The following is an 11,920-nucleotide window of genomic DNA, read 5'->3' as shown; positions in this document are numbered from 1 at the left end:
ACCCGATCAAGACCGGGGTGCAGGGGTCCCTCTATGCGCTGCGCACGGTGGTGCTGCCCTTCGTCTTCATCTTCAATCCGGCGCTGCTCATGATCGACGTGCACGGGTGGTGGGAGGTTCTGCTGGTGGCCGCCACGGCCACCATCGCCTCGCTGACCTTTGCCGCCGCCACCATGGCCTGGTTCCGCACCAGATGCCAGTGGTGGGAGGTGCTGGCCCTGCTGGCCGTGACCTTCTTCCTGTTCCGCCCGGACTGGGCCATGGACCGCATCGCGCCACCCTATGCGCCCGCGCCGGCGGCCGACATCTACCAGGTCGCCGAGTCGCTGGGCGAGAACGATCGCCTGGTACTGCAAATTCACGGCACCAACATCGAGGGCGACGAGGTGCGCAAGACGGTGGCGGTGCAACTCGGTGCACCCGGGCAGGGGCGTGAGCGGTTGCAGGCAGCCGGCGTGACCATCATGGCCCTGGGGGACATGGTGCAGATCGCCAATGTGCGCTTCGGCAGCCAGGCGCGCAAGAGCGGCTTCGAGCCCGGCTGGGACATTGCCGCCGTGATGGTGCCGACAGACCGTCCTTCCGCCTACTGGGTCTATCTGCCGGCGCTGCTGCTGCTGGGCATGGTGTGGTTGGTCCAGGGATGGCGCATGCGCCGGCCAGGAGCGTCCGCGTGACCCGCATCGCCCTGATCCATGCGCTGGCGCATTCGGTCGAGCCGATCAATGCCGAGATGGCGCGGTCCTGGCCCGAGGCCACCTGCATGAACCTGCTCGACGACAGTCTTTCGGCCGACCTGGCCCGCGAGGGCAGGGGGCTCGACGCCGCCATGCACCGGCGCTTCGAGGCCCTGGCCGCCTACGCCGAATCCACCGGCGCCCAAGGCATCCTGTTCACCTGTTCGGCTTTCGGCCCGTGCATCGAAGCGGTGGCGGCCCGGCGCCCGCACATGCCGGTGCTCAAACCCAACGAGGCCATGATCGCCGACGTCGCCCGGGTGGGTGGTCCGGTGGGCCTGATCGCGTCCTTCGGACCCACACTGGAATCGATGCCGCCCGAGTTTCCGCCCGGTGTGCAGTTGCACATGGCCCTGGCCGATGGTGCCATGCAGGCCCTTGACCGGGGTGACGGCGCCGATCATGACGCCAGGGTCGTGGCCATGGCCCGACGGCTGCAGGCGCAGGGCTGCCATGTCATCGCGCTGGCCCAGTTCAGCATGGCGCGGGCAGCCGGTGCCGTGGCCTCCGCCACCGGCCTGCCGGTGTTCACCACCCCGGGCAGTGCCGTCGGCCTGCTCAGGCGTCGGCTGGCGGGCTGAGGCAGGGTTGTCAGCCGCTACAATAGAGGGTTGCCGTCAAACGGTGTGAGCCGTGGGACGCCGGTCCGGCGAAAGCGGGGCGCGGCGCGGCGCGCGGGTGGCGAAATTGGTAGACGCACCAGGTTTAGGTCCTGACGCCAGCAATGGTGTGGGGGTTCGAGTCCCCCCCCGCGCACCACAGCACCGATGAACAGACAGACATTCTTTGCGGTTGGCCCCAGGCCGGCCGACCGATTTTCCCCCTTTGGAGATGACCATCATGACCGTGACCGTGGAAACCCTGGAAAAACTGGAGCGCAAGATCACGTTGACGCTGCCCGCCGACGTGATCAAGAACGAGGTGGAGAGCCGCCTCAAGCGCCTGGCTCGCCAGGTCAAGATGGACGGCTTCCGTCCCGGCAAGGTGCCGCTCAACGTCGTGGCCCAGCGCTATGGCTACTCGGTCCACTATGAGGTCATGAACGACAAGGTGGGCGAGGCCTTTGCCAAGGCCACCAGCGAGGCCCAGCTGCGTGTGGCCGGCCAGCCCCAGATCACGGAGAAGGAAGGCGCTCCCGAGGGCGAGATCGCCTTTGATGCGGTGTTCGAGGTCTACCCCGAGGTCAAGATCGGTGACCTGGCCTCCGCCGAGGTCGAGAAGGTCTCTTCCGAGGTGAGCGAGGCCGCCATCGACCGCACGCTGGACATCCTGCGCAAGCAGCGCCGCACCTTCGCCCAGCGCGGCAAGGAAGACGCCGCCCAGGACGGTGACCGCGTCACCATCGACTTCGCTGGCAAGATCGACGGCGAGCCCTTCGAAGGCGGCAAGGCCGAGGGCTTCCAGTTCCTGGTCGGCGAAGGCCAGATGCTCAAGGAGTTCGAGGACGCCGTGCGCGGCATGAAGGCCGGTGAATCCAAGACCTTCCCGCTGAACTTCCCCGAGGACTACCATGGCAAGGACGTGGCCGGCAAGACCGCCGACTTCCTGGTGACCCTGCACAAGATCGAGGCGGCCCACCTGCCCGAGGTCGACGAGGCCTTCGCCAAGGCGCTGGGCGTGGACGGCGGCACCGTCGAGGCCCTGCGTGCCGACATCAAGAAAAACCTCGAGCGCGAGGTCAAGTTCCGCGTGCTGGCCCGCAACAAGCAGGCCGCCATGGACGCGCTGCTCTCCAAGGCCGAGCTGGACCTGCCCAAGTCGGTGGTCCAGGCCGAGATCGATCGCCTGATCGAAGGCGCCCGCGCCGATCTCAAGCAGCGTGGCATCAAGGACGCCGACAAGGCCCCGATCCCCGCCGACCTGTTCCGCGAGCAGGCCGAGCGTCGCGTGCGTCTGGGTCTGGTGGTGGCCGAACTGGTGCGCGCCAACGACCTGGCTGCCAAGCCCGAGCAGATCGAGGCGCACATCCAGGAGCTGGCCGCCTCCTACGAGAAGCCCGAGGACGTGGTGCGCTGGTACCACAGCGACAACCGCCGCATGGCCGAGATCGAGGCCGTGGTGATCGAGAACAACGTCACCGACCATGTGCTGGCCAAGGCCAAGGTCACCGACAAGCAGGTCGCCTTTGACGAACTGATGGGCCAGGCCTGATCGCTGTCCGGACGGTCGCGAAGCAGGGCGGGGGTACCCCGCCCTCTTTTTTTGCGCCGGCACTTGTGGTCGGCGGTAATGCCGCCATCTGGGAAGGCGGGTCTTCCAATGTCTGGGAACGGGTCATTGCCCAGGTTGGTTACAGTAGCGGCATTGCCGTCAAGATTTGTGGAGATTACGGATGAGCGCAATGGACATTCAGGGTCTGGGCATGGTGCCCATGGTGATTGAGCAGTCGGGCCGCGGCGAGCGGGCCTACGACATCTACTCGCGCCTGCTCAAGGAGCGCGTGGTGTTCCTGGTCGGGCCGGTGACCGACCAGTCGGCCAACCTGGTGGTGGCCCAGCTGCTGTTCCTGGAGAGCGAGAATCCGGACAAGGACATCTCGTTCTACATCAACTCGCCGGGCGGTTCCGTCAGCGCGGGCATGTCGATTTTCGACACCATGAACTTCATCAAGCCCGACGTGTCCACGCTGTGCATGGGCATGGCGGCTTCCATGGGCGCCTTCCTGCTGGCCGCCGGTGCCAAGGGCAAGCGCTTTGCCTTGCCCAACTCCAAGATCATGATCCACCAGCCGCTCGGCGGCGCCCAGGGCCAGGCCACCGAGATCGAGATCCACGCGCGCGAGATCCTCAAGACCCGCGAGCAGCTCAACAAGATCCTGGCCGAGCGCACTGGCCAGCCACTGGAAAAGATCGAGCGCGACACCGAGCGCGACTACTACCTGTCCGCGGCCGAATCGGCCGAGTACGGCCTGATCGACAAGGTCATCGACAAGCGCGCCACCGCTGCCTGAAGGGGGTTGCCCCCGATTTGTCCCAGGGCCGCAGCGGCGCGCCATTGCTCTATCATTGATCCCGGTTCCCATCCGCTTCACGCACATACCCAGAATCCATGGCCGACAAAAAAGCCGTCTCCGGTGAGAAAGCGCTCTACTGCTCCTTTTGCGGCAAGAGCCAGCACGAGGTCAAGAAACTGATCGCGGGTCCCTCCGTGTTCATTTGCGACGAGTGCATCGAGCTGTGCAACGACATCATCCGTGATGAGCTGCCCGGCCTGGACGCCGTCAAGGGCGGCGGCGACGAATTGCCCACGCCGGCCCAGCTCAAGAGCAACCTGGACAACTATGTCATCGGGCAGGAGGCCGCCAAGCGTGCGCTGGCCGTGGCGGTCTACAACCATTACAAGCGCCTGCGCCACAAGCGCGCGGCGCGCAAGGACGAGGTCGAGCTGTCCAAGAGCAACATCCTGCTCGTCGGCCCGACCGGCTCGGGCAAGACGCTGCTGGCGCAGACCATGGCGCGCATGCTCAATGTGCCCTTCGTGATGGCCGACGCCACCACGCTGACCGAGGCCGGCTACGTGGGTGAGGACGTCGAGAACATCATCGCCAAGCTGCTGCAAAGCTGCAACTACGACGTCGAGAAGGCGCAGCAGGGCATTGTCTACATCGACGAGATCGACAAGATCACCCGCAAGTCAGACAACCCGTCGATCACCCGCGACGTCTCGGGCGAGGGTGTGCAGCAAGCTTTGCTCAAGCTGGTCGAGGGCACGATGGCCAGCGTGCCGCCGCAGGGCGGGCGCAAGCACCCGAACCAGGATTTCCTGCAGGTCGACACGTCCAACATCCTGTTCATCTGCGGTGGCGCGTTCGCCGGGCTCGAAAAGATCATCGAGAACCGCACCGAGGACTCCGGCATGGGCTTCGGCGCCGTGGTGCGCAGCAAGCAGCAGCGCAGCCTGAGCGATGCCTTCAAGGACATCGAGCCCGAAGATCTGATCAAGTTCGGTCTGATCCCCGAGCTGGTGGGGCGCCTGCCGGTCATCGCCAGCCTGACGGAACTGAGTGAGGACGCGCTGGTCGAAATTCTGACCGCCCCCAAGAATGCTGTCGTCAAGCAATACACCAGCCTGCTGGAGATGGAAGGGGTGGAGCTGGAGGTGCGTCCGGCCGCCCTGAAGGCCATCGCACGCAAGGCGCTGGCACGCAAGACGGGCGCGCGCGGCCTGCGCTCCATCCTGGAAAACGCGTTGATCGACACCATGTTCGACCTGCCAGACATGGGCAACGTGGAGAAGGTGGTGGTCGATGAGTCCACCATCGAGGAAAACAAGCCCCCCCTGCTGGTGTACCGCGAGGCGGCCAAGCAGGCCTGACAGGGCATCCGCCCGGTGTTCTTGGCATGGTGGTTGGCGCGGTTCCGATGAGCCGGTGCCGGGTTGAACGGTGCCGCATCGCCCCCATGTGCGTTTTTTGTCGAGGTTGAAGATGTCCGGTCAATCCCCATTGCCCAGTATTCCGGTGGATCTGCCGCTGTTGCCCTTGCGCGACGTGGTGGTGTTCCCTCACATGGTCATTCCCCTGTTCGTGGGGCGGCCCAAGAGCATCAAGGCGCTGGAGTCGGCCATGGCGGCCGAGCGCCGGATCATGCTGGTGGCCCAGAAAGCCGCGGCCAAGGACGAGCCGTCCACGGACGACATGTTCGAGATGGGCTGCGTGGCCACCATCCTGCAGATGCTCAAGCTCCCCGACGGTACCGTGAAGGTGCTCGTGGAGGGTCTGCAGCGCGCCAAGGTGCTGGCTGTTCGCGAGGAAGAAAGCCACTTCGTTGCCCATGTGACGCCGCTGGACGTGGCCCAGGAGCGCGAGTCCGCCAAAGGCACCGAGATCGAAGCGCTGCGGCGCGCGGTCATGCAGCAGTTCGACCAGTACGTCAAACTCAACAAGAAGATTCCGTCCGAGATCCTGACGTCCATCGCCAGCATCGATGACCCGGGTCGCCTGGCCGACACCATCGCTGCCCATCTGCCGCTCAAGCTGGAGTCCAAGCAGGTGGTGCTCGACCTCGACCCGGTGGCCAAGCGCCTGGAAAATCTGTTCGAGCAGCTCGAGCGCGAGGTCGACATCCTCAACGTCGACAAGCGCATCCGTGGTCGCGTCAAGCGCCAGATGGAAAAGAACCAGCGCGACTTCTACCTGAACGAGCAGGTCAAGGCGATCCAGAAAGAGCTGGGCGAAGGCGAGGAGGGCGCCGATCTCGAAGAAATCGAGAAGAAGATCAAGCTGGCCAAGATGCCGGCCGAGGCGCGCAAGAAGGCCGAGGGCGAGCTCAAGAAACTCAAGCTGATGTCACCGATGTCGGCCGAGGCGACCGTGGTGCGCAACTACATCGATGCGCTGGTGGGTCTGCCCTGGAGCAAAAAGACCAAGATCAAGCACGACCTGGCCTATGCCGAGGCGGTGCTCAACGAAGACCATTTCGGGCTGGAAAAGGTCAAGGACCGGATCCTCGAGTATCTCGCGGTGCAGCAGCGTGTCGACAAGGTCAAAGCACCCATCCTGTGCCTGGTCGGGCCACCGGGCGTGGGCAAGACCTCGCTCGGTCAGTCGATTGCCAAGGCCACCGGCCGCAAGTATGTGCGCATGGCGCTGGGCGGTATGCGCGATGAAGCGGAGATCCGCGGCCACCGCCGTACCTACATCGGTGCCATGCCGGGCAAGGTGCTGCAAAGCCTGAACAAGGCCGGCACGCGCAACCCGCTGTTCCTGCTGGACGAGATCGACAAGCTGGGCACCGACTTCCGCGGTGATCCCTCGAGCGCGCTGCTGGAGGTGCTCGATCCCGAGCAGAACCACACGTTCGCGGACCATTACATCGAGGTCGACTTCGATCTGTCGGATGTGATGTTCGTGGCCACCAGCAACTCGATGAACATCCCGCCGGCGCTGCTGGACCGGATGGAGGTCATCCGTCTCTCGGGCTACACCGAGGACGAGAAGACCAGCATCGCCATGCGCTACCTGCTGCCCAAGCAGATCAAGAACAACGGCATCAAGGATGGCGAGTTGCAGGTGACCGAGGACGCCGTGCGCGACATCGTGCGCTACTACACCCGCGAGGCCGGCGTGCGCTCCCTTGAGCGTGAGCTGTCCAAGATCTGCCGCAAGGTGGTCAAGGGTCTGCTGCTCAAGAAGCTCGAACCCGAGGTGGTCGTCTCCGCCGACAACCTCAGCGACTATCTGGGCGTGCGCAAGTACAGCTACGGTCGTGCCGAGCAGCAAAACCAGGTCGGTCAGGTCGTGGGTCTGGCCTGGACCGAGGTGGGGGGCGACCTGCTCACCATCGAGGTGGCCACCATGCCCGGCAAGGGTGTCACCACCCGCACCGGTTCGCTGGGCGACGTGATGAAGGAATCCGTGGAGGCGGCCCGCACGGTGGTGCGCAGCCGTGCCCGCATGCTGGGCATCAAGGACGAGGTGTTCGACAAGCGCGATGTGCACATCCACGTGCCCGACGGCGCCACACCCAAGGATGGCCCGAGTGCGGGGGCCGCCATGGCCACGGCCCTGGTGTCGGCGCTGACCGGCATTCCCGTGCGTGCCGATGTCGCCATGACCGGCGAGATCACGCTGCGCGGCGAGGTCACCGCCATCGGTGGCCTGAAGGAAAAGCTGCTGGCTGCGCTGCGCGGCGGTATCAAGACCGTCATCATCCCGGAAGAGAACGTCAAGGACCTGGCCGAGATCCCTGCCAACGTCAAGGAAGGGCTGGAGATCGTGCCCGTGAAGTGGATCGACAAGGTGTTGTCGATCGCGCTGGAGCGCCAGCCCGTGCCGCTGACCGAGGAGGAGGTGGCGGCGCAGGTGGCGGCAGCGCAGGCGGCCAGCGCACCGGCACCCGACGCGGTCAAGCACTGACGACTGGCTGAGCCGGCTTGGTTCTGAATGTCGTCTGGCTAGGCTTTTTCGTCAGCGCCTTTGCGGCGGCGCTGGTGCAAACCCTGCTGGGCGACTTCGGCGTGTTTCCGCGCCTGATGACGGCGCTGTTCGATGCCGCCCGTACCGGCTTTGACATCGCCCTGGGCCTGACGGGGGTGATGGCGCTGTGGCTGGGCTTCATGAAGATCGGCGAGCGTGCCGGCATGATCGACGCCTTCGCGCGTGGCGTGAGCCCGCTCATGCGCCATCTGTTTCCCGGCGTGCCGGCCGGCCACCCGGCACAGGGTGCGATGACGATGAACCTCAGCGCCAACCTGCTCGGTCTGGACAACGCGGCCACGCCGCTGGGCCTGAAGGCCATGCAGGAGTTGCAGTCGCTCAACCCCCGCTCCGACGTGGCCACCAATGCGCAGGTCATGTTTCTGGTGCTCAACACCGCCGGGCTGACCCTGATCCCCACCTCGGTGATCGCCATTCGCCAGACGCTGGCCGCCAAGCAGGGGCTCGCGGGCTTCAATGCTGCCGACATCTTTCTGCCGACCCTGCTGGTCACGGCCATCACCCTGGTGTGCGCGCTGGTGACGGTGGCGCTGGTGCAGGGCATCTCGCTGCTGCGCAGAGGCTTGCTGGTGCCTCTGGGCGTGCTGGCCGCTGGCGCGGGTGGGTTGAGCTGGTGGCTGGCAGGCCTGCCGGCAGCGGATGCCGCTCGCGGGATGGGGCTGATCGGCAGTGGGGCCATTCTCTCGGTGGTGCTGTTGTTTCTGGTGGCCGGTGCCTTGCGGCGCGTGAACGTGTACGAGGCCTTCGTTGATGGCGCCAAGGAAGGCTTTGGCGTGGCCGTCGGCATCATCCCCTATCTGATTGCCATGCTGGTGGCCATCGCCGCCTTCCGCTCGGTGGGGTTGATGGACTTGCTGATGGGCGCCATTGCCTGGGCGGTGTCCGCCCTGGGCCTGCCGACCGACTTTCTGCCCGCCTTGCCCGTGGGGCTGATGAAGGTGCTGTCCGGCTCCGGTGCGCGCGGGCTGATGGTGGATGTGATGCAGGCGCACGGTGTCGACTCTTTCGCCGGCAAGCTGGCCGCCATCATCCAGGGTTCGACCGAAACGACCTTCTACGTGCTGGCGGTCTATTTCGGCAGCGTCGGCGTCAAGCACACGCGCCATGCGTTGCCGTGCGCGTTGCTGGCCGACGCTGTCGGGCTGGTTGCGGCCGTGGGTGTGGGCTACGCATTCCTGCACTGACCGCTGGCGTGCTGCAGGCAAGAAAAAGCCCGCATGTGAGCGGGCTGACCTGTTGACCGGGAAAATTCTGGAGGCGCGTGGCGGAGTCGAACCGCCCTAGACGGATTTGCAATCCGTTGCATAACCGCTTTGCTAACGCGCCTCATGTGATGCACCGGCATGGCCGGTTCATCTCATCCGACAAAAAAGGGAAGCCGGGCTTCCCTTTTTTCGTGCATCTGGAGCGGGAAACGAGGTTCGAACTCGCGACCTCAACCTTGGCAAGGTTGCGCTCTACCAACTGAGCTATTCCCGCATTTTCTGAAAAACCCGTCGTTCGTCAGAAGCTGAAAGTATAGCGCAAAAAAATGGTGTTTTTCAAGCCCCGCAAAAAATTCGCCACCTGATCGCTTGTCCAGATTGCTGTCCGTCAGAGCGCACCCGACTGGCCCGAAAAATCGACCCGGTTCCACTCGATCGCCCGCTTGCGCCAGTGGGTCTCGATGGCCTGGGTGAAGTCAGCCCGCACGAGTTTGGCCCTGGCTTCGCACCACTGGTCGGACTCGCGTCGCACCACCACGCCCTCCAGCGGGCCCTGGCGAAAGAGACTGGTGGAGGAGGTCACCAGCTGCTTGAGTTCGGCGACGCTGGTCTTGCCCTGGCTCACACGGGGTACGGTGATCAGGCCGGCCGATGCCGCCAGCGCATTGCGCCGTTGCGTGCTCCAGAAGCGCCCGGCGCTGCGGTCGTACACGTCGAACAGCAGAAACCAGTCGGGCAGGGCGCTGTAGTCCAGAGAATGACGGGCGGCGCACCATTCGCCAAACAGAATCCGCTCGGGCGTGAGCACCTGCCGCAGTGCGTCGCCGTGCACGGCCAGCCAGGTGGGCAGCCGCGAGAACTGGCCGGTGTGAGGCTCGGTCAGGTACTGGCCCCGGTTCTGTGCACGCAACTGGCCGTCCGGCGCCAGCGAGATGCCCAGGTTGGCACCGTCGAGCTTTTCCTCCACGACCACCTCGTCAGCCAGCAGCTCGGCCACTTCTTCGGGGGTGAGCAACTTGTCGTCGCGCGGGGCGCCCTGGCCCAGCCAGTCCAGATGAGGGGTTTGGGGAAAGCGGAAAAAATCGGTCATGTCGGACATCGTGTTCATCGGTTCAGCGGCGCTTCTTTTCGGCATGCTTGCGGCGCGACCAGTCTTCAATGATGGGCTCGAGCAGTACCTGGTGTGCCGCCAGTTCCTGCTCCCAGTCGTGCCAGTCGGTATCACCCGCAAAGGCAATACAGCCTTCTCCATATTGTTGCTGAGCCGCCAGGGCGGCGGCCACCATCTTCTTGTCGGCCTCGTCGTGCACGACGCGCGCCAGGCGAGGAGGCAGTACGCCGCTGCCATTGGCGTCGTAGGCCACGTCGACGAAATCGACGGCGGCGGTGCTCCACTTGTGCATCACGACCTGGATGCCATAGTCGCTGAACCCCAGTTTGTGGGTGTATTCGTCGTAGATCTTGTTGGCCAGATCCAGCACCATGTGGGATGGGCTTTGCTCGAACGCATGCAGCCATGCCCACACCTGCTGGCGCAGCTGCGGGTCCGGGGGCGTTGCATCGATGTCCTTGGGGTGCAGCGGATCGGCAGCGCTGGCCGCGATCAGCACGTTGGTGTCCACCACATAGCGTGCCCTCATGCGCCTTGCCTGGCCTGCTGCAGGGCTTTTTGCTGGCGCTCGAACATCAGACGCGCCTGTTCCCGCGTTTCGTTCAGGGCATCGCCAAAGAAGCCCTGCGGCCAGTTGGTGAGGCGGCCAAAGTCGTCCAGCCCCAGTTCGCGCAGCGTTGCCGCATGGCCCTGGCGCTCGACAAAGTACAGCGCCACATCCTGCGTCGCCACGGTCTGGCGCGCCACCAGGGTCTGCATGCGGCGAAACAGGTGCTCGGAGTGGGTCTCGACCAGGAACTGCACCTGGCGCTCGCGGCCGACCTCGACGAACAGCTCCGCCAGCACCGATTGCGCCAGCGGATGCAGGTGAATCTCCGGTTCCTCCAGCACGATGGTGCTGCCACGGGGGGCAAAGTAGGCCAGCACGAGCACCGGCAGCACCTGGGAAACGCCGACACCCACGTCATGCAGGTTGCAGGCCACGCCGTCGCGGTGGATGACCAACTCGTAGCGGCTGGAGCGGCCTTGCTGGCGAACTTCCAGCCGATCAGCCACCTTCATCCGCGCCAGCCACTTCGAGGCACCATCGACCACCTGGTTGTGGTCTTCGCCCTTGAGCAGGGCACTGGCGAGCAAGGCGTCGACGGCCGCGCGACCGTCAACACCCACCTCCCCGGGCTTGGTCTTGTTCCAGGCGTAGTCACGCTCGGCCTTGCGCCGCAGCGGCCCCAGGTAGCTGATGCCTTCCAGTTCACGGCGGATGGCCAGGCTCAGGTCTTCGACCCACTGGCCATCGATGCCCAGGGCGGCAATGGCCTCGGCCGGCAGGGCAATGGAGCGCTCGGGCGTGCAGTGGCGGCCTTTGATGCGTGGCTGTGCTTCATCGCCCACCCGCACCGCATAGGCCCCCTTTTCGCGGCGCAGCACCTGCAGATGCCGCGCCTGCGTGCGCAGGCTCAGCGCCTGCACCACCACGCTGCCGGACGATGTTTTGGCGTAGGTGCACCGGAAGCTGCCTTCTCTGGCACGGTCGGAGTCGGGGCGGACAAAGTCGAAGCCGATGGAGAACTGGCGGGGGGCAGTACCGCCGGACAGATGCAGGACATCGTCGAAACCACCGAAGTTGAACAGGTCGTTGACTTCATCGCCGCCCAGGTTCAGGTGCACGGCCCGGTCGGGCGACTGCACCGTCTGCTTGAGCAGCAACAGGCTCTGGATCAGTGTCGATTTGCCCGAGGAGTTGGCGCCCAGCAGCATGGTGACCGGCTTGAGTGACAGCGCGCCGGTGTGCTGCCATGCCTTGAATTGGGTCAGGTGCAGTTCGGTGAACATGAATACGATTGTCCCGCAACACACGCCCATGTGGACCGGACCGCCACAGGGCTGGTTCGGATCGGTTCGGATGATGTTATACCGGATGGAGTATCTG

General features: G+C 65.0%; 10 protein-coding genes and 3 tRNA genes. 8 read left to right on the top strand and 5 right to left on the bottom strand.

Annotation, left to right across the window (positions count from 1 at the left end; genetic code table 11):
* The 8 genes from PHQ87_RS09770 to PHQ87_RS09735 form a co-directional block, all read left to right on the top strand.
* The coding region (locus tag PHQ87_RS09770; RefSeq protein ID WP_300233444.1) for a DUF3394 domain-containing protein at positions 1 to 677 on the top strand (677 nt) is incomplete at its 5' end.
* Entirely contained in the window at positions 674 to 1,318 is a 645-nt protein-coding gene (locus tag PHQ87_RS09765) for an aspartate/glutamate racemase family protein (RefSeq protein WP_300233443.1), read from the top strand. The genes PHQ87_RS09770 and PHQ87_RS09765, both read left to right, overlap by 4 nt.
* A gap of 91 nt (positions 1,319 to 1,409) precedes the next feature.
* A tRNA-Leu gene (locus PHQ87_RS09760) sits at positions 1,410 to 1,496 on the top strand.
* An 81-nt stretch (positions 1,497 to 1,577) separates the two neighbouring features.
* Positions 1,578 to 2,888 carry a trigger factor gene (gene tig / locus PHQ87_RS09755; protein ID WP_300233442.1) on the top strand — a complete coding sequence of 437 codons (1,311 nt, stop codon included), beginning with the start codon at positions 1,578 to 1,580 and terminating at the stop codon, positions 2,886 to 2,888.
* A gap of 181 nt (positions 2,889 to 3,069) precedes the next feature.
* Positions 3,070 to 3,687 carry an ATP-dependent Clp endopeptidase proteolytic subunit ClpP gene (clpP, locus tag PHQ87_RS09750; protein ID WP_300233440.1) on the top strand — a complete coding sequence of 206 codons (618 nt, stop codon included), beginning with the start codon at positions 3,070 to 3,072 and terminating at the stop codon, positions 3,685 to 3,687.
* A 98-nt stretch (positions 3,688 to 3,785) separates the two neighbouring features.
* A complete protein-coding gene (gene clpX / locus PHQ87_RS09745) occupies positions 3,786 to 5,051 on the top strand; it encodes an ATP-dependent Clp protease ATP-binding subunit ClpX (RefSeq protein ID WP_300233438.1) in 1,266 nt (421 codons plus the stop codon).
* Positions 5,052 to 5,163: 112 nt separating this feature from the next.
* Positions 5,164 to 7,593, top strand: a complete 2,430-nt coding sequence (gene lon, locus PHQ87_RS09740; protein WP_300233436.1) for an endopeptidase La — start codon at positions 5,164 to 5,166, stop codon at positions 7,591 to 7,593.
* 17 nt (positions 7,594 to 7,610) lie between these two features.
* The gene (locus PHQ87_RS09735) at positions 7,611 to 8,858 is read left to right on the top strand and encodes a spore maturation protein (RefSeq protein WP_300233435.1); all 1,248 of its coding nucleotides are present in this window, start codon (positions 7,611 to 7,613) and stop codon (positions 8,856 to 8,858) included.
* A gap of 68 nt (positions 8,859 to 8,926) precedes the next feature.
* On the opposite strand, the gene PHQ87_RS09730 is transcribed toward PHQ87_RS09735, so the two are convergent.
* The 5 genes from PHQ87_RS09730 to PHQ87_RS09710 all read right to left on the bottom strand — a co-directional run bounded on the left by PHQ87_RS09730 (position 8,927) and on the right by PHQ87_RS09710 (position 11,823).
* A tRNA-Cys gene (locus tag PHQ87_RS09730) sits at positions 8,927 to 9,000 on the bottom strand.
* Positions 9,001 to 9,077: 77 nt separating this feature from the next.
* Positions 9,078 to 9,153, bottom strand: a tRNA-Gly gene (locus PHQ87_RS09725).
* Between the two features lie 114 nt (positions 9,154 to 9,267).
* Positions 9,268 to 9,969 carry an RNA ligase family protein gene (locus PHQ87_RS09720; protein WP_300233433.1) on the bottom strand — a complete coding sequence of 234 codons (702 nt, stop codon included), beginning with the start codon at positions 9,967 to 9,969 and terminating at the stop codon, positions 9,268 to 9,270.
* Positions 9,970 to 9,991: 22 nt separating this feature from the next.
* Complete coding sequence (locus tag PHQ87_RS09715; RefSeq protein ID WP_300233432.1) at positions 9,992 to 10,519, bottom strand: hypothetical protein; 528 nt, start codon at positions 10,517 to 10,519, stop codon at positions 9,992 to 9,994.
* Complete coding sequence (locus PHQ87_RS09710) at positions 10,516 to 11,823, bottom strand: DUF3696 domain-containing protein (RefSeq protein ID WP_300233431.1); 1,308 nt, start codon at positions 11,821 to 11,823, stop codon at positions 10,516 to 10,518. Before PHQ87_RS09710 ends, PHQ87_RS09715 begins: the two co-directional genes overlap by 4 nt.
* Positions 11,824 to 11,920: the final 97 nt, after the last annotated feature.

Source organism: Hydrogenophaga sp. (assembly GCF_028698005.1).
In the GTDB taxonomy this organism is placed as follows: domain Bacteria; phylum Pseudomonadota; class Gammaproteobacteria; order Burkholderiales; family Burkholderiaceae_C; genus Hydrogenophaga.
This window is presented reverse-complemented; position numbering and strand designations above follow the sequence as displayed.

Bases quoted from the DNA above. Each gene is read 5' to 3' on its own strand.
- clpX (WP_300233438.1), top strand. From the start codon at position 3,786: ATGGCCGACAAAAAAGCCGTCTCCGGTGAGAAAGCGCTCTACTGCTCC.
- lon (WP_300233436.1), top strand. From the start codon at position 5,164: ATGTCCGGTCAATCCCCATTGCCCAGTATTCCGGTGGATCTGCCGCTG.
- clpP (WP_300233440.1), top strand. From the start codon at position 3,070: ATGAGCGCAATGGACATTCAGGGTCTGGGCATGGTGCCCATGGTGATT.
- PHQ87_RS09715 (WP_300233432.1), bottom strand. From the start codon at position 10,519: ATGAGGGCACGCTATGTGGTGGACACCAACGTGCTGATCGCGGCCAGC.
- PHQ87_RS09710 (WP_300233431.1), bottom strand. From the start codon at position 11,823: ATGTTCACCGAACTGCACCTGACCCAATTCAAGGCATGGCAGCACACC.
- tig (WP_300233442.1), top strand. From the start codon at position 1,578: ATGACCGTGACCGTGGAAACCCTGGAAAAACTGGAGCGCAAGATCACG.
- PHQ87_RS09720 (WP_300233433.1), bottom strand. From the start codon at position 9,969: ATGACCGATTTTTTCCGCTTTCCCCAAACCCCTCATCTGGACTGGCTG.